Annotated in this window: 20 protein-coding genes and 1 tRNA gene; 5 read left to right on the top strand and 16 right to left on the bottom strand. The window is 58.4% G+C overall.

Going from position 1 to position 21,672, the window contains the following annotated elements; all coding sequences use genetic code 11:
* Position 1: 1 nt before the first annotated feature.
* From rlmH to AB3X39_RS03820, 7 genes are read right to left on the bottom strand one after another with little or no spacing between them, the layout of a single operon-like run.
* Complete coding sequence (gene rlmH, locus AB3X39_RS03850) at positions 2 to 472, bottom strand: 23S rRNA (pseudouridine(1915)-N(3))-methyltransferase RlmH (protein ID WP_369416027.1); 471 nt, start codon at positions 470 to 472, stop codon at positions 2 to 4.
* Positions 469 to 1,155 carry a ribosome silencing factor gene (gene rsfS, locus AB3X39_RS03845; RefSeq protein WP_369416026.1) on the bottom strand — a complete coding sequence of 229 codons (687 nt, stop codon included), beginning with the start codon at positions 1,153 to 1,155 and terminating at the stop codon, positions 469 to 471. The genes rlmH and rsfS overlap by 4 nt, the downstream gene beginning before the upstream one ends.
* Entirely contained in the window at positions 1,156 to 1,821 is a 666-nt protein-coding gene (gene nadD, locus AB3X39_RS03840) for a nicotinate-nucleotide adenylyltransferase (RefSeq protein WP_369416025.1), read from the bottom strand.
* The gene (gene hemF, locus AB3X39_RS03835) at positions 1,811 to 2,740 is read right to left on the bottom strand and encodes an oxygen-dependent coproporphyrinogen oxidase (RefSeq protein ID WP_369416024.1); all 930 of its coding nucleotides are present in this window, start codon (positions 2,738 to 2,740) and stop codon (positions 1,811 to 1,813) included. The genes nadD and hemF overlap by 11 nt, the downstream gene beginning before the upstream one ends.
* A gap of 35 nt (positions 2,741 to 2,775) precedes the next feature.
* Positions 2,776 to 3,378: a 1-acyl-sn-glycerol-3-phosphate acyltransferase gene (locus AB3X39_RS03830; protein ID WP_369416023.1), complete on the bottom strand. Its 603-nt coding sequence runs from the start codon at positions 3,376 to 3,378 to the stop codon at positions 2,776 to 2,778.
* Entirely contained in the window at positions 3,375 to 4,685 is a 1,311-nt protein-coding gene (gene purD, locus AB3X39_RS03825) for a phosphoribosylamine--glycine ligase (protein WP_369416022.1), read from the bottom strand. Before purD ends, AB3X39_RS03830 begins: the two co-directional genes overlap by 4 nt.
* Positions 4,686 to 4,687: 2 nt before the next feature.
* Positions 4,688 to 5,407: a YebC/PmpR family DNA-binding transcriptional regulator gene (locus tag AB3X39_RS03820; protein ID WP_369416021.1), complete on the bottom strand. Its 720-nt coding sequence runs from the start codon at positions 5,405 to 5,407 to the stop codon at positions 4,688 to 4,690.
* 136 nt (positions 5,408 to 5,543) lie between these two features.
* Between AB3X39_RS03820 and AB3X39_RS03815 the strand changes: the two genes are divergently transcribed.
* Positions 5,544 to 5,633 (top strand) — tRNA-Ser (locus AB3X39_RS03815).
* A gap of 29 nt (positions 5,634 to 5,662) precedes the next feature.
* Here the strand turns inward: AB3X39_RS03815 and AB3X39_RS03810 are convergent.
* Together AB3X39_RS03810 and AB3X39_RS03805 are read right to left on the bottom strand one after the other, a co-directional pair.
* On the bottom strand, positions 5,663 to 6,094 hold the full coding sequence (locus AB3X39_RS03810; RefSeq protein WP_473964887.1) for a PaaI family thioesterase: 432 nt from the start codon (positions 6,092 to 6,094) through the stop codon (positions 5,663 to 5,665).
* Entirely contained in the window at positions 6,084 to 6,914 is an 831-nt protein-coding gene (locus tag AB3X39_RS03805) for a CPBP family intramembrane glutamic endopeptidase (protein ID WP_369416020.1), read from the bottom strand. The genes AB3X39_RS03810 and AB3X39_RS03805 overlap by 11 nt, the downstream gene beginning before the upstream one ends.
* 698 nt (positions 6,915 to 7,612) lie before the next feature.
* On the opposite strand from AB3X39_RS03805, the gene AB3X39_RS03800 reads away from it, so the two are divergent.
* The gene (locus AB3X39_RS03800) at positions 7,613 to 10,093 is read left to right on the top strand and encodes a putative bifunctional diguanylate cyclase/phosphodiesterase (protein WP_369416019.1); all 2,481 of its coding nucleotides are present in this window, start codon (positions 7,613 to 7,615) and stop codon (positions 10,091 to 10,093) included.
* Here AB3X39_RS03800 and AB3X39_RS03795 read toward each other — a convergent pair.
* From AB3X39_RS03795 to AB3X39_RS03775, 5 genes are all read right to left on the bottom strand, one after another.
* On the bottom strand, positions 10,027 to 10,758 hold the full coding sequence (locus AB3X39_RS03795) for a hypothetical protein (RefSeq protein WP_369416018.1): 732 nt from the start codon (positions 10,756 to 10,758) through the stop codon (positions 10,027 to 10,029). The genes AB3X39_RS03800 and AB3X39_RS03795 overlap by 67 nt on opposite strands.
* Positions 10,759 to 10,993: 235 nt before the next feature.
* Positions 10,994 to 11,635: a hypothetical protein gene (locus AB3X39_RS03790; RefSeq protein WP_369416017.1), complete on the bottom strand. Its 642-nt coding sequence runs from the start codon at positions 11,633 to 11,635 to the stop codon at positions 10,994 to 10,996.
* A gap of 160 nt (positions 11,636 to 11,795) precedes the next feature.
* Entirely contained in the window at positions 11,796 to 12,980 is a 1,185-nt protein-coding gene (locus AB3X39_RS03785; protein ID WP_369416016.1) for an acetyl-CoA C-acyltransferase family protein, read from the bottom strand.
* A 60-nt stretch (positions 12,981 to 13,040) separates the two neighbouring features.
* Entirely contained in the window at positions 13,041 to 16,427 is a 3,387-nt protein-coding gene (locus AB3X39_RS03780) for a putative bifunctional diguanylate cyclase/phosphodiesterase (protein WP_369416015.1), read from the bottom strand.
* Between the two features lie 63 nt (positions 16,428 to 16,490).
* On the bottom strand, positions 16,491 to 17,030 hold the full coding sequence (locus AB3X39_RS03775) for a Spy/CpxP family protein refolding chaperone (RefSeq protein WP_369416014.1): 540 nt from the start codon (positions 17,028 to 17,030) through the stop codon (positions 16,491 to 16,493).
* A gap of 289 nt (positions 17,031 to 17,319) precedes the next feature.
* On the opposite strand from AB3X39_RS03775, the gene AB3X39_RS03770 reads away from it, so the two are divergent.
* From AB3X39_RS03770 to AB3X39_RS03760, 3 genes are read left to right on the top strand one after another with little or no spacing between them, the layout of a single operon-like run.
* A complete protein-coding gene (locus tag AB3X39_RS03770) occupies positions 17,320 to 18,306 on the top strand; it encodes a Tim44 domain-containing protein (RefSeq protein WP_369416013.1) in 987 nt (328 codons plus the stop codon).
* A gap of 47 nt (positions 18,307 to 18,353) precedes the next feature.
* Positions 18,354 to 19,067 (top strand): response regulator transcription factor, encoded by a 714-nt coding sequence (locus tag AB3X39_RS03765; protein WP_369416012.1) that lies wholly within the window; start codon positions 18,354 to 18,356, stop codon positions 19,065 to 19,067.
* Between the two features lie 18 nt (positions 19,068 to 19,085).
* Positions 19,086 to 20,564, top strand: a complete 1,479-nt coding sequence (locus tag AB3X39_RS03760; RefSeq protein ID WP_369416011.1) for a sensor histidine kinase — start codon at positions 19,086 to 19,088, stop codon at positions 20,562 to 20,564.
* Here the strand turns inward: AB3X39_RS03760 and AB3X39_RS03755 are convergent.
* Positions 20,561 to 20,755, bottom strand: coding sequence for a hypothetical protein (locus AB3X39_RS03755; protein WP_369416010.1), 195 nt, complete (start codon positions 20,753 to 20,755; stop codon positions 20,561 to 20,563). The two genes, AB3X39_RS03760 and AB3X39_RS03755, sit on opposite strands and share 4 nt — an antisense overlap.
* A gap of 65 nt (positions 20,756 to 20,820) precedes the next feature.
* Positions 20,821 to 21,654, bottom strand: coding sequence for a DNA/RNA non-specific endonuclease (locus AB3X39_RS03750; RefSeq protein ID WP_369416009.1), 834 nt, complete (start codon positions 21,652 to 21,654; stop codon positions 20,821 to 20,823).
* Positions 21,655 to 21,672: the final 18 nt, after the last annotated feature.

Raw genomic sequence — 21,672 nt, 5'->3', positions numbered from 1 at the left:
GTTATTCCCGGTGATACGGATGCCCGGTGTTGAGCGACCAAGCGCGGTAAAGCGCCTCGGCCAACAACACCCGCGCAAAAGCATGCGGCAAGGTCAGATCGGACAAACGCAAGGCTTCATCCGCACTGGCTTGCAGCTCGGGATCAAGCCCATCGGGGCCGCCGATGAGCAACGCCACGTCGCGACCATCGTGTTGCCACGCCTGCAAACGCGCCGCCAACTGCACCGTGGTGAGTCGAGCGCCATGCTCGTCCAGCACCACACGGCGCACGCCCTTGGGCAGCGCTGCTTCGATACGGCTTTTCTCAGCCGCCATCAAAGCCGACACAGGTTTGCCTTGGGTGCGCGGCTCCGTCTTGACCGCCTTGAGCGTCAAGGGCAGATCAGGCGGGAAACGCTTGGCGTAATCCTCGTAGGCCGTCTCCGCCCAAGCCGGCATGCGCTGGCCAACGGCCACCAGCAGCAGCTTCATGCCCGTGTTGTGGTCTTGGTACGTTTGGCCGGGGCCTTGCGAGCCGGCTTGCCAGCGGCCTTTTCAGCAATCGCCTTGAAGCCGGCTTTGTTGCGACCTGTCGGACGCGGCGAAGGCGTGCGCGCCACCACGGTTTCAATGGTCGTGGGAGAGGCCTTCTTGCGCGGCGCAGCCTTCTTGGCAGCGATGCCAGTCGCTGTCGTCTTGGTGGCCGCCCGCTTCTTCGGCACAGCCGGTGCAGCCGTGTTGGCAGCTGAGCGACTCTTCTTCACCACGGGCGAGGCTTCAGTGTCGTCGTCCATCGCGTCGTCCGACGCTTTGACCAAACCTTGGGTCACTGTGCCAAGCTTCATGCGCACCGCCTTGCCACCCCAGATTTCTTCCAAGTGGTAGTACTGGCGAATCACTGGCTGCATCACATGCACCACGGCTTGACCGCAATCCACGATGATCCATTCGCCGTTGCCCTCGCCTTCGGTGCTGAGAACCTCGCCGCCCCGCGCCCGCACTGCGTCACGCACGCTGGCGGCCAAGGCCTTGGTCTGCCGGTTGCTGGTGCCGGAGGCCACGACGATGCGCTCGAACAGCGGTGAGAGGTGCTCGGTGTTGTACACCACGATGTCCTGGGCCTTGACATCTTCCAGGCCATCGACGATGGCACGTTGCAGCTTGCGGATATCCATTCAGTTTGATGCGTTCTGTTGTTTGTAATCTAAGGATTTGAGCGCCGGACGGTACAAACCGTGCTGCTCAATGTAGTCAGCCACACGCTCATCCAGCCCCAAAGGCACCAGTTGATGCGCGGCCACACCCGCATGCAAGCGCTCGCGCAACAGCGTCGAAGACACTGCCGCAGCCCGCATTGTGACGGTATGCACCGAACGACCTGCTTGACGCAGGGCGGCCAGCACCTCGGGTGTGGTCTCAGGAGGCTCGCCATCACGCGCCACCACCGCCAAATCGACCCGCTGGACCACCTCGCTCCAAGCGTGCCAAGTGTTCAACCGAGCGTACTGGTCTTGGCCCATCAGCAAAAACCATTCAACGTTCTGGGCCGAAGCTTGTAGCTCACGCAAGGTTTGCACGGTGTAGCTCGGACCAGCGCGGTTGATTTCGCAGGCATCAAGAACATGTTCAGGGCGACCCTTGAGGACGCGCGCCAACATCGCCAAACGATGCTCCGCCGCCAGCAGCCCCCGAGGTTTTTGCCAAGGCTGACCGGCGGGGATCCAGCGCAACTGGTCGAGACCAAGTTGCTGCTGGGCGGCACAAGCCAAGGCAAGATGACCGGCATGCACCGGATCAAAACTGCCGCCGAACAGTCCGATACGAAGAGGTTCAACCCCCATGCGCCCAATCACGCGGACGCAAGAAGTCGCTGTAGAGCCGCGCCTCGGCCGAACCCGCCTCAGGAGCCCACTGGTAGCCCCAGCGCGCCAGCGGCGGCATCGACATCAGGATGGATTCGGTGCGGCCGCCCGATTGCAAGCCAAACAGCGTGCCCCGGTCCCAGACCAAGTTGAACTCGACATAGCGACCCCGACGGAAGGCTTGGAATTCGCGCTCGCGCTCGCCATACGGTGTGTCGCGGCGCTTCTTGGCGATCGGCAGCCATGTTTCAAGGAAAGCGTCGCCCACCGCACGCAGCATGGCAAAGCTGCCTTCCAAGCCCAGCTCAGAGAAGTCATCAAAGAAGATGCCACCCACGCCACGCGGCTCGTTGCGGTGCTTGAGGAAGAAGTACTCGTCACACCACGCCTTGAAACGCGGATACAGATCGGCACCGAAGGGTGCCAGCGCATCGCGGCAGACTTGGTGGAAGTGCACGGCGTCTTCTTCGAAACCGTAGTACGGCGTCAGATCCATGCCGCCCCCAAACCAGGCCACCGTTTCACCGGCCGGGTTCTTGGCTGAGATCATGCGCACGTTCATGTGCACGGTCGGCACATACGGGTTGCGCGGATGGAACACCAGCGACACGCCCATGGCCTCGAACGGCGCACCCGCCAACTCGGGCCGATGCTGGGTGGCCGAAGGGGGCAAAGCCGGACCGCGCACGTGCGAGAACGCACAGCCACCACGCTCCAGCAAGTGGCCTTCTTCCACCAAGCGCGTGATGCCCTCGCCCTCCAAACGGCCACCGGCCGGACGTTGCCAAGCGTCGTGGATGAAGCTCTTGCCGTCTTCGGCGCCCACAGTGCTGCAAATACGCTCTTGCAGGCCGAGCAAATAAGCCCGCACATCGGCAGGCGTGATGGGGGTCGTCATGATGTTGATCTCCTCGTTTTCTTCAATAACAACGCTTACCCACGTAAGCGAACCGGTCCAAAAGACGCGGGATGCGCACCTTGGACTTGCGCATAGGTTTGGGCAATCAGCCCCATATCCGCTTCAGCATCACCGCTCAGTCGAATGAACGTGACCAAGCGGACTTCCTTGTGGCCAAAGTCAAGCACCGCCAATCCCAAGGGCACGTCAGCCCCATGGGCAAGGTGATAGAAGCCCGAGCGCCAACCTTCGGTGCGACTGCGCGTGCCTTCAGGCGTCAGCACGATCCAGAGCACCTGATCGGTATCGCGGGCTTGGCGCATGGCTTGCACGGCGCTGCCGACCATCCCGGTGGAGGCTTGCCGATCGATGGGCACGCCCCCAAGCCAACGCAGCCACGGGCCCAAGATCGGCCAGCGAAACAGGCTGTTCTTGGCCCAAAAATTGGCGGGGATCCCCATGGCCCACTTGACCAGCACACCCACCACGAAATCCCAATTGGACGTGTGGGGGGCGACGATGATCACGCCTTGGCGGGTTGGTAGTCCGCTGTAATGGACCTTCCAGCCCATCACCCGCAACAACCAAGCCACCCAAGCTCGACCTTGCGGCGGCACCACGGGATCGAACGTGCTCAACGCTTGATCGCCCGATAGCCAATGTCGCTGCGGAACTGCATACCGTCAAAGCGGATTGAACGCACGTCTTGGTAAACACGCTGCTGCGCCGCTTTCACCGTATCACCCAGTGCTGTCACGCACAGCACACGCCCACCGCTGGTCACCACCCCTGCGGCCGGTGACAGCGGTACGGCTGAGCTGGTGCCCGCATGGAAGACCATGCAGTCTTCACTCTCTTCCGGCAGACCGGTGATGGGATCGCCCTTGCGAGGGTCCAAGGGATAGCCATGGGCCGCCAACACCACGCCCAAGGCCACGCGACGATCCCAATCGAGCTGCACCTGATCCAAGGTGCCATCGGTGGCGTGCAGCAAGACCTCAAACAAGTCACTCTTGAAACGCATCATGATCGGCTGCGTTTCGGGGTCTCCCATGCGGGTGTTGAATTCCAGCGTCTTGACTTGGCCCTTGGCATCGATCATCAAGCCAGCGTAGAGGAAACCGGTGAACGGAATGCCGTCCTTGGCCATGCCTTCAATGGTCGGGCGGATGATGTCTTGCATCACCTTGGCGTGCACATTGGGTGTCACCACCGGCGCGGGTGAGTAAGCGCCCATGCCGCCGGTATTCGGCCCAGTATCTGCATCACCCAGCCGCTTGTGGTCTTGACTGGTGGCCAAAGGCAGGATGTTGTTCTTGCCATCGACCATGACGATGAAGCTGGCCTCTTCGCCGAGCAAGAACTCCTCGATCACCACGCGCGCACCGCCCGCGTTGTGCTTCACGCCCAAGGTGTTGTTGCCGGCGTCGTCAGTCAGCATCCAATCCACGGCTTGATGCGCCTCTTCAAGCGACATCGCGACCACCACCCCCTTGCCAGCAGCCAAGCCATCCGCCTTGATGACGATGGGGGCCCCCATCTTGTCCACATACGCATGGGCTGCGGCCACATCGCTGAAGGTGTCGTAGGCAGCGGTCGGGATCTTGTGCCGCTTCATGAAGTCCTTGGCAAAAGCCTTGGAGCTTTCAAGCTGTGCAGCCGCCTTGGTCGGGCCAAAGATGCGCAAACCACGGGCGCGGAAAGCATCCACCACACCGGCCGAGAGCGGCACTTCAGGGCCCACCACGGTCAGGGCAATCTTTTCGCTCACGGCAAAATCAGCCAGCGCCTCAAGATCGCTCAAAGGAATGTTGCGCAAACGAGCATCTGCTGCCGTGCCACCGTTGCCAGGGGCCACAAAAACTTTTTGTACACGCTCGGCTTGCGTGAGTTTCCAAGCCAGAGCGTGTTCACGCCCGCCTGAACCGATAACTAGCACTTTCATGGTCAGAGCACCGCGTTGTGATGAATGGCTTGGGCGTCGTCGAGATCTTCAAGAACGTCCAAGAGTTTTTGCATGCGTGCGGCGTCATCGCCGCTCAGTTCAATGGTGTTTTCAGCGCGCATCGTCACTTCAGCGAGCTCATGCTTGAGCCCTGCGGCGTCAAGCGCATTGCGCACCGCCTCGAAATCAACCGGCGAACTCAGGACTTCAATGGCACCGTCGTCATCTGTGATGACATCCTCAGCCCCGGCTTCCAAAGCGACTTCCATCACTTTGTCTTCGCTCACGCCTGGCGCAAAAACAATCTGGCCGCAATGTTTGAACTGGAAAGCGACCGAACCTTCGGTGCCCAAGTTGCCACCGTACTTGCTGAAAGCATGCCGAATCTCAGCCACCGTGCGCACGCGGTTATCGGTCATGGTGTCGATGATGATCGCGGCACCACCGATGCCGTAACCCTCGTAGCGGATTTCTTCGTAATTCACGCCTTCCAGCGCGCCTGAAGCCTTATCGATGTTGTACTTGATGCGATCAGCCGGCATGTTGGCGGCTTTGGCCTTGTCGATGGCGAGACGCAAACGTGGATTGACGCTGGTATCACCGCCACCTTGGCGAGCTGCGACCGTGATTTCACGGATGATGCGGGTCCAGATCTTGCCGCGCTTTTCGTCCTGACGGCCTTTGCGATGCTGGATGTTGGCCCACTTGGAATGACCTGCCATGAAGGCTCCTCGGATGGTTTCTTCGTTAGGCCGGCATTCTACTTTTCGACACCCCCCCGCCTGTGACGTTGTGCATGATGAAAAGCTTAGAAATGAAAAAACGCCGCAAAAATCTGCGACAATCGCGGCCTTCCTAGGAAGCGTGGCCGAGCGGTTTAAGGCACCGGTCTTGAAAACCGGCGAGGGTTGACGCCCTCCGTGAGTTCGAATCTCACCGCTTCCGCCAATAGCCAGTTTCATCCCCTGAACTGGCTTTTAGCGAGGCAAAGCGTAGGTACCCACAGCATGAGCCACTGGCTCCTCGGTGCCTTCGCTGTAAATCGAAACTTCCCCAATGACCAAAGAGCGGCCGACCTTGAGCAGTTCGCAGCGGCCAATCAGTGCCTGACTGGCGACCGGCTTGCGCAGGAAATTGATGTTCAGGCTGGTGGTCACCGCCAAGGGCACGATACCGACCTCACCAAGAATGGCGACATAAAGCGCCACATCTGCCACCTCCATCATGACGGGCCCAGAGACTGTGCCGCCGGGGCGCAGTGCGTCAACACCGACATCGCGTCGCACCACCGATGCTTTTGAGCCCACCGCCTCGACGGTGACTCGGCTTTGAGGAAATTCCGTTGTCATGAATGCCACAACCGTTTGAAGCGTGGTCATCGCCATCTTTTCGAATGAATTAGCCAGCATGCCGTTTTCCTTGAGCAGGTTTTTCACGACGTCTTTCACGACTCATCCGGACTGAATACATGGCCAACCCCACGACGGTACACAACGCCATGATGGGTAGGCCATCCGCACTGGGTGAAAACGCCCATGTGTGCGTCCGATTCAGCGTCAGCCCCGAGGAAAGGTTGATTTGGGCGACGATATTCAGGGTGGCATGCAATGCAAAAGCGGGCCACACCGATCGGCTTTTGAGAAAAAGCTCGATGTAGACCAGTTGCATCGCAAGTACGCCTAGAAATAATCGGGGCGCCAAAGTCGTCGTCGATTCCACGGTGTAACTGGCCGAGAGCACATCCAAGTACGGCAAGTGCCAAGCAAACCAGATCACTGCACCGACACCGAGAACCACGGTATAGCGAAAACGAGCCAGCAGAGCCGGCATCAGATAACCTCGCCAAGCCGATTCTTCCAGCAAAGCAAAGACGGCAACACTCGCAAGATCGAGCATGCGACGAGCGAAAGGCGGTGGCGCTGTCACGAGATCCATGACCAAGCCGCCCATAGCCAGACCGAGCTTGATCACCATCCAAACCGCTAACGCGGCCAAGATCATCACCCCCACGGCCAACCGCAACGATGCGCGCTGGAAGGCAAAAGGCTGCGTGGTACGAACATCGGCATCCAAGCGGCGAAACACCCATGCCAGCAAGGCAGGCGTCAAAATCCAAATCAACAGACCAGCGGTGCCCCCATCTGCGCGTGAGACCACGCCCCCATGATCCACCCCGTGGCGTGCGAACACCGCCACGATGAGAACCATCAGGCCAAAAATCAAAGGCAACACAAGTCTCCGTGTTGATGGCAGCACCGGTTTATGAATCAAAACTGAAGATTTTTTGCGCTTTCTCATGACGTTAGATCGATGTATCGGTGCAAGGCTATAGGGCTTCGTTTTATGTCCCACTGGAAGACTCTCCGCCGACCAAGTCACCGCATAATGACCCCCTCGAATGAATACCTACCCGGCTGATGCAGACAACACTCGATCTAAAGTCTGACGCTTGGCGTGTAAGTTTGGAACGCTGGTTATACCGACTCTCCGCCTATGCCGTACCGATCAGCATTGCCCTGATATCGCTATGGGCTATTGTCGCTTGGGATTTGCACTATCCCATTCCCAACCAAACAAGCACACTGCCCTTTCAGATGATCAAAGAATCTGGAAAAGGCGGGTGGAGTTTGGCCGACGCTCAAGCGGCTTTAAAAGGTCAGCCTCCCCTCCTTTTTGCAGAAAACCGGCTTTCCGAGTCGCCGTTCTGGTTCTCTTTTCGGCCTCCTGAGACACAGGCCGATGGAACGGTTCCACTCGTCGAATTTCCCTCACGACATGCCACGAGCATCACCTGCTGGTCGGCAGACGATGCTCGTCTGCTCGGTGAAGGGCTGCGTACAGGTGTATTGCATGGCGCGATCTCGACCAGCCGGGCCGGTTTTCTTCTGACCATACCGCCGTCACCCGCCGTTCAACCGACAGCGGTGGTGTGTCGCACGACATTCATTGGCCCAGCACGGCTGACGATTCTTCAATGGTCCGCCGCTGAGCTTGCCTCGGCCACCCAAGCGTTCCATCACAGCGCTGGCTTGCTTGAAGGTGGCCTGATCATCTTGGCCTTGTTTGTCTTCATCACCGCGTTGATCAATCGCAACAGTACCTATGTTCTGTTCGCCGCTTGGCTGGTCGTCAACCTGCGCATGGCCTCTTTGTCAGCGGGCTGGGATCAACACTGGCTGGGGTACACGATTCCCCATGAAGGCCTCTCTCAAGGCCGGCTGCTGACACTGACGCTTTACTATGTTTTGACCTTGGTCCTCTTCACCACGCTTTTTAAAGAAGAACTGAATCAACTCGGCCACCGGCGACTGATTCAAGTGGCCCGTTGGTCCTGTATACCCCTGCTGCTGCTCTCAACCCTGTTGTCCTATGCGCACTACCTGCCGCTCCTATGGATGGCGACAGGTCTGGGGGTGGTGATGTTGGTGTACCTTTTGGTACGCATCCTGCATAAGACCCGCTCCCGGGTCGCCATGTGGTACGGCGCTTCATTGGCCTTTACCCTGTTTGCCAGTCTGTATGAAGTCGTTTCAGCATCCTTGGGGTTGCGCGGCTTGATTGGCGCCATCAATAGCGTGACGGCAGCTCTTGCATCGAGTTTGCTGGCTTCACTGGCCATCGCTGCACAGATGAAGCAAGAGCACGATGCTCGGGTGGCCATGCAAGCCAAGCTGCAACACACCTATGAAGCGATGCCCATTGGCTTATTCACCCTTGATTTGGCCGGGCAGTTGATGAGTGCCAATCCAGCCTTGCTCACAACGCTGGGGGCCTCCACCTTGGAAGAGGCCGTTGAAGCTTGGGGCGCTTTTTTCCCACCCGCCGAATGGCAGCGCTTGCAGCACTTGGTGAGCACCCAAAGTGATGCAGAAATGGAGATGGAAGTTCTCACCGACACCCCCGTCCATCTGAACCTTTCTCGTGCCTATTTGGTGAAGGCAACGTTGGCTCACGATCGGGTGGAAGGCTCTTTGCAAGACGTGACCGATAAGTCTCAGACCACCAAACACCTGCAATTTCTCGCCAGCAACGATCCACTGACCAAAGTTCTTAACCGTCGCGGCATTGAAAAAATTCTCGATGCCGCCATGGCTGAGGCCACCGAAGAGCACCCCCTGGCCTTGGCTTACTTGGATTTGGATCGTTTCAAACTCATCAACGATCTGTTTGGTCACAGCGCCGGCGATGAAGTGCTTCAACAAGTGTGTGGCCGTGTCCGCGCATTGCTTTCCAAGACCATGAGTCTCGGCCGCGTGGGTGGCGATGAATTCGTGATCGTGATGCCAGATACGTCCCTCACCTTGGCTCACGCCATTTGTCAAGGACTGGTCACCAGCATTGGTCAAACGCCGTACAAAGTCGGCAGCCGAGCCTTTCATGTCAGAGGCTCCATCGGCCTGATTGAAGTCTCAGGGGGCTCATCGACCAAGGACGCCGTCTCGACGGCGGATCGTGCCTGTCACGAAGCGAAGTCCGGCAACAGCAACGGTTTGGTGGTTTTTGGCAAGGGTGCTCGCGTGTTTCTGGAGCACGAGGCCGAATTGCGGTTGGTGGAACAACTCTCCGCACACTCAGACATTCGTGGTTTGTTCTTAGAGATGCAGCCCATCATGTCTCTGACAGCCCCCCACAGCTCTCTCAACTTTGAAGTTCTGCTACGCATGCGTGACCCGAATGGTGAACGCATCTCGACGGATCGCCTCATTGCAGCCGGAGAAAGTAGCGGACGCATGGGCATGATTGATCGCTGGGTCCTTGCCTCGACCCTGAGCTGGTTGTCAAGTAACCAAAACCGCCTGAGCCATACTCAATTCGTCTGCATGAATCTCAGCGGTGCGTCCCTCAATGACGAACGCTTCACACAAGAAGTTTTTGTCTTGCTTGAAAATCATCTGGACGTGGCCCATTACCTTTGCCTAGAGATCACGGAAAGCGTGGCTTTGCACGATTTGGAAAACACCCGTCGTTTCATTGATCGGGTGCGCTACTACGGTGCGCGTGTCGCTTTGGATGATTTCGGGGCCGGTTATACGTCGTTTTCGTATCTGAAGGACTTGCCCAGCGATTTACTCAAAATTGATGGCAACTTCATCGTGAACATGAACGAACATCCCGCCAACATTGCCATCGTGGAGGCGATCGTGAATCTCGCGCGCAACCTCGGGATGAAAACTGTCGCCGAATGGGCCGAAGATGCTGCCACGGTCCAGACCTTGACGGATATCGGCGTGGATTACGTTCAAGGCTATGTGATCTCACCCGCTTTGATGCCTGACGTCCTGTTGCAAGCACCGTCGTCGGCAAGTTTTATCCAAGACACCGCATTGCAGGCGTTGGCACATCAGATCCAGTCCCGCTTGACCCCACAGACGGATGGCATCTTATCGACGGCGCGTAATTTGCATTGAGTCGGGCCTAGATCGATATCGGGGTGATCGGTATGGCACATGAAATCCAACAATGGGTGCTTCACGGCCGTCCATCGCGCCTGAGCGCTCTGGATGTGCAGGGCCATCACTCGATGCGGCACATTGTGAACATGGCGCATGGGAATGTAGCCCTGCCCTGGATAAACATCGCAAAAGAGCAATTGTTCATATTGCCGATCAATCGGTGACCGACCTGTCACGACCACCCAGTCGATATGCCTCTGTTGACAGTACTGGTAGAACGCCTTGAACAAGACCGTCTTGACCAGATGACCCACTTGGCGATTGGTCACACCCAACCGAGTGGCTTCGACCAAGCAAGTACCTTGAAGCCAGACGGGTAACTTCAGGGATCGTTCAATCTCCAACGGTCGAAGATGATTGGATTGGATTCTCAAAGTGCCAATGGGTGAGCCATCGACTTTGGACTCGGCCAATAAAATAACCACGCTTTCGTTGTAGTCCATCGGCTCAGGCGCTGTCAGCATCTGAGCGAATTCCGGCAGATGTCGGGCATAGGCAAGGTGGCGAATCGCCACGGCTTTACGCAGTTCAACATCGTTTTTGACCAAACGAACCGTGAACGGTAAATGCTCGACTCTCTTGACCTGAATGGACTCCATCGTGTTCAGCAAATCAGTCATAGCCAAGCCCTTTGACTCAATATTTAAAAAGTGACCGCTGCACTTTAGGTTTTGGGCCATCCCAAGACCGTCGGATCGGCACCTCAAATCGCGACTGTCTATTGCTGATCACACATAGGCTGACACTCGGCAACACCTGTAGAGCTTCGACACTTGAACCATGGGTAGGCCCCATGACGGATTTGTTGCCCATCGTCCACACGCCCAGGGAAGCATTGAACCTTGACGCGTGATCTCAACTCCAGCCAAAAACCTGTCGCACCGTGTCGCGTAGCTTGTGGGTGGGGGTTGGGGCTGGAGCGGGTTGCGCCAAGCTGGCCCGATCATCCGAGACAGGCCGAAGTTCAGAAGCCATGGCGTGATGCAGCAAGGCTTGGGCAGACCAAACCAGCGCCACCACACAGGTCGCTAACAGCAGCATCGGCACCACACGACTGCGCGATGGAGGGGGATAGCTGAGATCCCGCAAATCCATGTCATCCCGTTTACCACGGGATGACATGCCGCCCAGACTGCTGGGGCTCATGGCACCGTAAAACGGCACCGGCACGGTGAGATCTTGCAAATCCGTCAAAGGCCCACCCTCTTTGGGACGGCCAAGTCGGGCACCCACAGGGTGGTGATACCACTGGGCCGTCTCGGGATCGACCATGTTCAAGGCCGGTGGGCGATCAACAAACAGCAGTTTGTTGGCGCGACGATGCCCCCGAGCATCGAGGCCAAGCATGAAGCTGACCTTCTCCCCCTTGATCGGCGGATTCTCATCCAAAGGGAAATCGTGCAGTCGAACAAAGAGGGCCTCATGACTGCCCTCACGTAAGACGATGCCGCAATTGCGCGACTCGTCCCAAGATTGGATGTGCCCTTGATATCTCACGTCAGCTCCATTGTCATCACATTGACCATGGAACTGAGCGTACCGAAGCAAGAGCCTCAGTGCACACGAACCTCCCTCAACAATGGGGTTCGTTCGTGGCAGATCACCATCGTTTTACCCCTGAAACAAGGGGGAAAACGACAAAAAGCGACAAGATGAATCAGGTGCGTTCAAAGATTGCAGCGATCCCCTGACCACCACCGATACACATCGTCACCAAGGCATAACGGCCCTGGATGCGCTCTAGTTCATAAATCGCCTTGACGGTGATGATCGCCCCCGTAGCCGCCACAGGGTGGCCCAACGAGATGCCGGAACCGTTCGGATTGAGCTTGGCAGCATCCAGACCCAGTTCTTGAGCCACCGCACAAGCCTGAGCCGCAAACGCTTCATTGGCTTCGATGACGTCCATGTCGGCCAACGTCAAGCCAGCACGCTCCATCACCTTGCGGGTGGCAGAAACCGGACCGATCCCCATGACCTCAGGCTCGACACCGGTGTGGGCATAGGCCACCAAGCGCGCCAACGGCTTGAGGCCACGGGCAGCCACAGCGGCGCCGGAGGCCAGCACCACAGCGCCAGCGCCGTCGTTGATACCCGAGGCATTGCCTGCAGTCACGCTGCCGTCTTTCTTGAAAGCGGGACGCATCTTGGCCAGCGACGCCATCGTCGTGTCAGGCTTGACATGCTCATCGGTGTCAAAGAAAACGCTGCCCTTTTTCGAAGCGATTTCCACGGGCACGATCTGCGACTTGAAGCGACCTTCAGCGATGGCCCGCGAAGCACGACGGTGGCTTTCGACAGCCGCAGCGTCTTGCTGTTCCCGGCTGATACCAAAGCGAGCAGCCACGTTCTCAGCCGTCACACCCATGTGAATCTTATGGAATGGGTCATGGAGGATACCGACCATGTAATCCACCATGGCAGCTTCACCCATGCGCACACCCCAACGGGCACCCGGCATCAGATAAGCGCCACGGCTCATGCATTCAGCCCCACCCCCAACGGCGATCTCAGTGTCGCCCAAAGCAATGGCTTGGGCGGCGGAAATGATGGCCTGCAAGCCCGAACCGCACAAACGGTTGACGTTGAAAGCGGGGGTCTCTTGGGCAATGCCAGCCTCCATCGCAGCCACGCGGCTCAGATAAGCATCGCGCGGTTCAGTCACGACCACTTGACCCATCACGACGTGCCCCACGGCGTCTCCCGCCACACCGCTGCGCTCCAGAGCTGCCTTGACGGCGATGGCGCCCAAACGGGTGGGCGGCACATCCTTCAAGGAACCACCAAAAGTACCGATGGCCGTGCGTGCAGCACCAACAACAAAAACGTCCAGTTTGTTCATGGTTTTGATATCTCTTAAAAAATCGAGCCTGCATCTTCGGTCGTAACCCTGACGCAATGCCTACCCCAATGACGGTGACGAGGGCAACGCTTGCGCCGGATCAATTCGACCCAGACGCAACAAGGGCGTGAGGTCGGCAGGATCCATGGCCCGCGCAAACAACCACCCTTGCAAGGTGTTGCAGCCCTTGGCCAATAGATAGTCAAACTGCGCCTCGGTTTCGACCCCCTCAGCCAGAACTTCCATGCCCAAGCTATGCCCCAAAGCCACCACCACCGATGCGATTTCACTCGCCACTGAATCAGCGGGAATGCCGCGCACAAAGCTTTGATCAACTTTGAGCTTGTCGATAGGGAACTTGCTCAAGTAAGACAGGGAGGAATACCCCGTCCCAAAGTCATCCACCGCCAAGCGAACACCCAACGCTTTGAGCGCCGTCAGACGTTCAACCGCTTGTGCGGCATCCATCAGCGCACTTTCAGTCAGCTCAAGCTCTAGGCGATCCCCCGGGACGCCTGTGCGCTCCAAAATGCGAGCAATTTTGTCCGGCAAATCGCTTTGAGCGAATTGCAGCGTGGACAAGTTGACCGCCATCACCTCTGGAGCGATGCCATCACGCATCCATGCAGCCATCTGCCAGCAGGCTTGGTACAGCACCCATTCGCCCAAACGCAGAATCAGCCGCGTCTCTTCGGCCACAGGGATGAACTCAGCGGGGGACACCATGCCATGGACGGGGTGATGCCAACGCGCCAAAGCCTCGACCCCCACGATTTGCCGTGTACGTGCCTCGACCAGCGGCTGGTAATGCAACTGCAACTCATCGTTGTCCAAAGCATGACGTAGCCGTGTCTCCATTTCCAAACGACGTTGGGCGGTATCGGTCAAAACTTGGGTATGGAAACAGTACGTACCCCGGCCGGACCCCTTTGCCTGATAGAGCGCGGCATCGGCTTGCTGCAAGAGCTGGTGCGCATCATCAGCGTCATCCGGAAAAAGGCTGATCCCCACGCTGGCACCCACAAAGACCTCATGGCCAGAGCGCAGGGTGAACGATCGACTCAGCACCTCAATGATTTGATGCGCCACCAAACCAGCCCCCTGCGGTTCTCCGACGCTATCAAGCACCACCACAAATTCATCGCCCCCCAAGCGAGCCACCATGTCCGATTCACGCAGGCGCTGACGCAGGCGCTCAGCCATCGCGCGCAGCAACTGATCCCCGGCAGCATGGCCAAGACTGTCATTGACGTTCTTGAAACGATCCAGATCAAGCAGCAAAACAGCACCCCGCAAGGCATTGCGACGCGCATTGGCCATGGACCGCGATAAATGGCTCATCAACATCACCCGGTTGGGTAAACCGGTCAGGAGATCGTGGTGTGCCAAATACTTCAGATCTTGCTCAGACCGTTTGGCTTTGGTGATATCGACACATGCCGCGACATAGTTCACGATCTCACCGTCGCTACCGCGCACCGCATTCACGCTTAAGCGCTCCGGATAAACCTCGCCGTTCTTACGTCGGTTCCACACCTCCCCTTGCCATTGCCCGGACTCGCGTAAAGCTCGCCAGAACGTGGCGTAGAACGCATCGTCTTGGTAGCCAGAACGCAGAATTTGCATGCGCTGGCCGACAAGCTCATCTTCGGCATACCCGGTCATGGCACAGAACGCCGCATTGACCATCAAAATGTGCCCGTCTGACGTGGTCACGGCCAAGCCCTCTTGCGTGTGCTTGAACACGGCCTCGGCTTGGCGCATGTGCAGCTCTTCAGCGCGCCGTACGCTGATGTCATCGACAAAAACCACCGTCCGATCGACTTCCACCCGAGTCGCGGTCACATTGATCCAGCGGCGCTTGCCATCAGCGCCGAGCAATGCGATATCGAATTTGCGGCTGTCCCGTTCGGCCATCGCTCGCCAAGACTGTTCAACCATCACCCGAGCTTGCTCGTCGGGGAAAAACCCCACCAGGGATTGCCCCAACATGGAAGACACCGAGGTCTTTCCCAGCATGTGGGCCATCACCTTATTGGCCTCCACCATGGCACCTTGGTTATCCAGCACGACGATCCCCAAGGGGGCTTGCTCAGCGTAACGGCGAAATCGTGCCGCCACTTGAGCGCGCATTTGAATCAACTGCATGTTGCCCCGCCCTTGCAGCAGCAACCCCACCATCACCAACATCCCCATGCACAACATCAACATCACGATCATGTTGAGCACAAAGCGATAGGTCGCCGCCATCACGTGAGACTCGTCCAACTTGACGACCAAGTACCACGGCACCCTGGCCACAGGGGCCACGCCCGCCAGCACAGCCACACCCCGATCATCCACGGCCCGGAAACGCGACAGTGGCTCGCTGCCCTTCGTCAAGGCCCCCACCCAATCACGGCCATCGATGAGCGTCAGGTTCAGCGATTTTTGATCTTTATGAGCGAGATGCGGCGTGTTGAGAACTTCTGCTTGGCGTTGATTGACTCGCATCACCCATGTTTCACCATGATCCGCGCCCTCAGGGTGAAGGATCGACTCAGAACCGAGCAAACCCCAATCGTCCGGAGTGTGGAAAACCATCACACCGATCAGTCGGCGGGGATCGCGCGCAGCATCGCGTCCGGCCTCGGGTTGATGCTCAGCATGGACCGCAACCACCCATGCGAGATGTGAGGGACCCGACGTTGCTGCGGCCACGGCCAACTCAATAGCGGTTGAATCGCTCTTAGAGGCCAGCGTCGATGCGGCCGCCACGGGCAAGGCATCCGCCGCAATGACAGCTCTTACCGCTGAAGCCCATGAGGTGGCGTGCTCCGACTCCGGGGGCAACTCGGCCAGGCTGCTCACCACACGTTGGCCCGAGGTGCTCCAAAACTCAACGGCTTCCCAGCCATAGTCTTTGGCCATCCGTTGCAAATCGCTGGCCTGCAACCCTTGGCTGATCTCCTGACGCAGGCGATCGGTTTCCACCAAATTCCGTGCCAACGTCTGCCGATCCCGCAACCAGTCAGACAAAAACTGACTTTTGGCCATGGCGTGGGACGCCAACTCTTCAAGCTGGTCGTTGCGCGCCTGAACGATCTCGTTACGCAACAACACCACGGCGGTCACGGCGATCAACACCAAGCTCGTTCCGATGCCCCACCACATGCGTCCGGAACGATGCCCCGCCGTGGCGGCGGGTGCCGTTGAAAGGATGTCGGAAGGCTCCGACAAAACCACCGGCGAGGCATGCTTGGTCAAAATCAGGTACAGCAAAACAGCCGTGACCACCACCAAGACAAGCCCTTTGACAGCACTGAACCACAGCACGCTGCGGAGGTCTGGCAAACGTTCTAAGAGATAGTCTGTACCGATCACCCACCCCCCCGCGAGCAGGAGATAGATCAGCGTCTGGAGCAGCGCTTGTCGATGGGACGATGGGGTGCGGTTATTTGTAACCATGGCGGCGCAGCATACCCGCACCCCAGAAGTCCGCCAAGTCGGCAGACACCTTCTTCAGCCAAATCAGTGCCCGGAGTGCGCGGGAACATCGGCATGATCCGACGCTTCTTGACGCAGCATCATGCCTTTCCCACCCATCTTTGCGTGTGATCTGTGCGCAATAAATTTACGCACTTTCTGTTGTTGCTCAGGTCGAAGGCTGTCAAAAAAGTCGGCAGCCGACTTGATCAGTTCAGGACTTTGCGATCGCAGGGTCTGCGTACGCTGCTCAACCCATGCCTGAGCCCCCTTCTGATCCAGATGATCCCCGGCCAGCAAGCCCAGCATCGCCTGACGAGGATCTTTGTCATGGCTGCTAGCGCGCTCTGCTTCTTGGAACGCATGCCACTTCTGACTCAAAACCGTGAGGCGCTGTTTCTGATTGGCATCCAAAACCAAGGCATCACTGACGCGTTCGATCATGCGCTCTTGATGTTTGTTGCGCGCTTGCTCATCGCCGCCCGACCCGTGGTGCCCCATCGTCATGCCCATGAGCCCGCCATGCTCAGGGCACATGCCATCGCCCTCTTCACCTTTGGGATGAGCCACACCCACCAGCGCCACGACCACCAAACCGGTCAAGACAGAAAGCTTCAATGTGTTGCGAACAATCTTGTTCATGGTCCGTCCTTCTTGTTGCTCATTGCGAGCGTTGTCACCATGAACACAAGCATGCCCCCCCGAAGTTTCGGCCGCAATGCCACCATGTTGCTGGCAGGTTTCTGGGCAGCCATCCGTGATCTCACGTGGGCCTTGATAAAGGGCCGAAAAGCCAAACTTAAGCGGCTGTGCTTAAAAACACAATTTCTAGAGAAATCTTTCTCATGACTTTGATTCCTCTCAGGAGACACGCTTGAAAACATTGTTGGTCACGCTTTCGATGGCTGTCGCCGCGCTCACTTTCGGTGTTGCCCCCCAAGACGCCCACGCCAAACGCTTGGGTGCTGGCAAGCCTGCAGGGATGCAGCGCCAACAAACCAACACCCCGCCAGCGGCAACACCACCCACCGCCACGCCAACACCCACACCGAACCCTGGCGCAACGGCCGGTGCTGCCACGGCGGGCGCTGGTGCTGCTGCGGCGGCCGGTAAGCGCAGCTGGATGGGCCCGTTGGCAGGTTTGGCCGCTGGGTTGGGGATTGCCGCCTTGATGAGCCACTTTGGTATGGGTGAAGCCTTTGCCAACGTGATGATGTTTGCCCTGCTTGCCATGGTGGCCGTGCTCGCCATTGGCTGGCTGATCCGTCGCTTTGCGAAACCAGCCAGTGCATCCACCGCCGTCAACGGGATGCAATTTGCAGGAGCTGGGGCGCATGGCAACACCATGGACACCGTCCCGACATGGCAAACAGCACCCACCCCATCAGCAGTCGCCCCATCAGCCCTATCAGCCCCAGCTGGAACAACAACACTCGCCTCGACAACCCCGACGGGAAGCTTGACTGCGTTGCCCGCTGACTTTGATCTGGCCGGCTTTGAGCGCATCGCCAAGACCGTCTTCATCCGCATGCAAGCCGCCAATGACTCCGGTCAAGTGGAGGATTTGCGCAAGTTCACCACGCCCGAGCTGTTCGCCTCATTGCGCGTGGATCTGCAAGAACGCGGCAACATCGAGCAGCACACGGACGTTGAGGAGTTGCATACCAAAATCGTCGATGCCGCCCAAGAGCACGATCAACAGATCGTCTCCGTACGTTTCCATGGTCGCCTGAGCGAACGCAGCCAAGGTCAGACGACTGTCGAGTCTTTTGCTGAACTTTGGCACTTCATCCGCCCCATGGACGGCAGCCGCGAATGGGCCATCGCAGGCATCACGCCCGTCGATAGCACGACACACTGATCACCACCAACGGCAACACAGGCGGGCGTGCCGCACAATCACGCCCCATGCGTACCGTACTAGCTGAAGACGATGTCATCTTGGCCGACGCACTGTCGGCCAATTTGCGTCATGCAGGTTTCGAGGTCGAAGTGGCGACCAATGGAGCCGTTGCGGAATATCTCCTGACTCGACCTGGATTTGATCTCGGGATCATTGATCTCGGCTTGCCGTTGGTCGATGGGCTCACGGTCGTGCAACGCGTTCGGGCTGCGCGGCCAACCTTGCCGTTGGTGATTCTGACGGCCTTGGATGGCATGGAAAATCGGGTGGCGGGCCTGAATGCCGGTGCCGATGATTACCTCACCAAACCGTTTGATTTTCCAGAACTCGAAGCACGTATCCGGGCCCTTCTTCGCCGCGCCCAAGCGCATGGTTCGGCAGCCTTGCCGATCGAGGCAGCCCCCAACCACGGTGCTGACGCCAAGGTCCATCTTGGAGGGTTGGTTTTCGACCGCGAAGCTCACCGAGCCAGTGTCCGTGGCCAGATGATTGACCTCTCACCTCGCGAATGGCTGCTGCTCGATTTACTGGTCAGCCATGTCCGTAAAGTCATCAGCAAAGAGCAAATTGCCCAAGTGTGGTCGGCAGACATGTCAGAAAGTGGTGGCCCCGCCTCACTTGAGGTCTACATCCACCGAGTTCGCCGCAAACTTGAGGGCTCCGGCATGGGGATCAGAACAGTGCGTGGTTTGGGCTATCTGCTCGAAACGCAGGACTGAGCACGTCCGTCCAGAAGCATGCGTGTCGCCCTGCGCCATCACCTGCTGATCTGGTTGCTGGTCCCTCAACTGGTTCTTTGGCTGGCTGCGGCTTTGGTGACCTACAGCGTCGCCGTGCGCTACGCTGACCTCGCCATCGATCGGAGCTTGTTTCAGGCGTCGAAGGCCTTGGCTCGGCAAGTCAAGCCCATGGGGAGTGGTCTGCTGGTGGACTTCCCCCGTGCCGCCCGTGACATCCTCGAAACCGATCCTGACGAGCAGGTTTACTACATGGTGAGTAGCCCGCCAGGGCAGTTCATTCTGGGCAATCACCAGCTCCCCCTGCCACCTGACCCCGATCCGGGTACGGACACCCAGCACTTCTACGACGCCTATGTGCAAGAGCAAGGCGAGACCGTCGCTGTTCGGGTGGCCGCCATCAGTCTGAATTGGGGCGAACCCGAGGCCCCCCAGCGCATGTTGGTCCAAGTGGCCAAAAGTCGCCACAGTCGTCAGATTTTGGCGCGCCACATCCTGCGAGATACCGCCGTGCCACTCAGCATCTTGGTGCTGATCATGTCGGCCTTGGTCTGGATGGGGATCCGCTCCGGCTTGAGCCCACTGGCACGTCTACGCGACACCGTCAGCCGACGGGCCCCTGGCGATCTAGCGCCGCTGCGGCTTGATGTCGCCCCAGAAGAAGTGCGAGATTTGGTCGGTGCGCTCAACACCCTGCTCGCAGCCGTCCAAGAAAGTCTCATCCAACAGCGGCGTTTCATCAACGATGCCGCTCATCAGCTTCGGACCCCTTTGGCTGGGCTCAAAAGCCAAACCGAACTGGCGCTGAAAGAGCTGGAACAACGTCACTATCCCGACCCAGGACTTCATGCTCGCCTCCAGATGGCCTTAGAAAGCGCCACTCGATCCAGCCATCTCATCACCCAATTGCTCACCTTGGCCCGCGCAGAACCCGAGTCAGCCTTGGTGGCTGGGCAGCAAAGTTTCGACCTGCATCAACTGGCGCGCGAGATCACCACCGAGTGGGTGCCACGGGCTCTGTCTGCGCACATCGATCTGGGCATGGATGAAGACGATGGGGCCGAGGATCTTCCCGCCTCAGGATCGCCCACCGTGGTGCTGGGCCATCCCCTGCTGATGCGTGAGGCCATCATCAACTTGATCGACAACGCCATTCGCTATGCCGGATCGCAGACAGAAGTGACCGTACGAGTGCGGGCTAGCGCGCAGTGGGTGACGCTGGATGTCGATGACTCCGGGCGCGGCATCGAACCTGCGCTGTTACCCCGGGTGTTTGAACGCTTCGTGCGTGGCCACCAAGACAGCCAAGGCTGTGGCTTAGGGCTGGCGATTGTGCGTGAAATCGTGCTGCGTCACGGCGGGGGCGTTCACCTCGCCCCCTTGAGCCCGCACGGACTGCGGGCCCGGATTGAACTGCCGCAGCCGAAAGCGGCAGCGGCAGCCGTTCAATCCAGCACCCACAGCACGATGCTCCCTTAGTCGGCAAATGGATTGCTCACCTGTTCAGTGGGTGGCTCCACCAACTGCTCCGGCAAGGGCTGCCCGGCCTCTAGGGCTTGGATCGCCTGATCAAGCACGGCTCGCAAAGCCCGAGCACGCTCTAAACCTTGCTGATCCCGCGTGATAGAGAGGCTACCGTAGAGCTCAAACCGATCACTGCGGTTTTCCATGGTGAGCTCATCAAGGCTCTCACTGGATGAGTTATCTGCAAAAGGATTCATTCAGTCACTCACTCTCAATGGGCACGGCGGCCATGCGTCGATGTCGTGGCAGCAGTCGCTTTGCTCTGTCCGGTGGTCGTTGGCCCCGTCGGATCCGGCAAGGGCCAACGGGTACTCTTGACGCTATCCGGTATCGCTGGGAATAAATTGATCTTCAAACGTTGCTCCAAGGCCGCAATGGACATGATTTCGGCCTTGATATCAGGAGCATTGCGGTCATTGGTCACCACATAAGCCCCTGCCCGCTGCGATTTTGGATCGTAGACCGCCTTGAAAACCGCCGTGGGGACCATCACCCGCTTGTTGAGTTGGGTCAGTGAGGAGCCTTCGAACATCGGCCCGGTGATGACATACAGGCTGTTCCCCGCCTGAACCTGCTGACGCACCGTTTTTTCAATCTCAGCCCACAAACCTCGGTTGACCTTGGGTGCCTGCGGCACCATGTTGGTCAGCACAAAGCTTTCTTGCTGCGCATCACGATCGGGCATGTCGTGATTAGGACTCAGGTGCCCCCGGTCATAGCCCGATTTTTCATAGTCATCGAGCTCGGCACGTTCAGCCTCCGGCAAGCGATCTTCGGCGTGGAAATTGCCCTTGCGATCAAGTTTGGCGGCTGCGGCGATCGACTTTGGCGTGAGGTACTCCGCCGACCACAGGGGCGTCAAAGTCACGCCGCTATTCATCACATCAAAAGCTGAATAGCAAAACTCCTTGGTTTTTTTGGCCATCGCTGGCTTGTTGATATCGGGCGCGACCCCGCCCGCATAAAACTGTGGGCAGGTGGTTGGCGCAGCGAATGCCGGAGCACTCAAGATCGCCAGCGCGATCATCCAAGGGGTTTTGCTCATGCATGAACCTTTCAAAAC

Origin of the sequence: Leptothrix ochracea (assembly GCF_041083635.1) — a bacterium.
In the GTDB taxonomy this organism is placed as follows: domain Bacteria; phylum Pseudomonadota; class Gammaproteobacteria; order Burkholderiales; family Burkholderiaceae_C; genus Sphaerotilus; species Sphaerotilus ochraceus.
The sequence above is the reverse complement of the archived record's forward strand: the minus strand, read 5'-3'. Positions and strand labels throughout refer to the sequence as shown.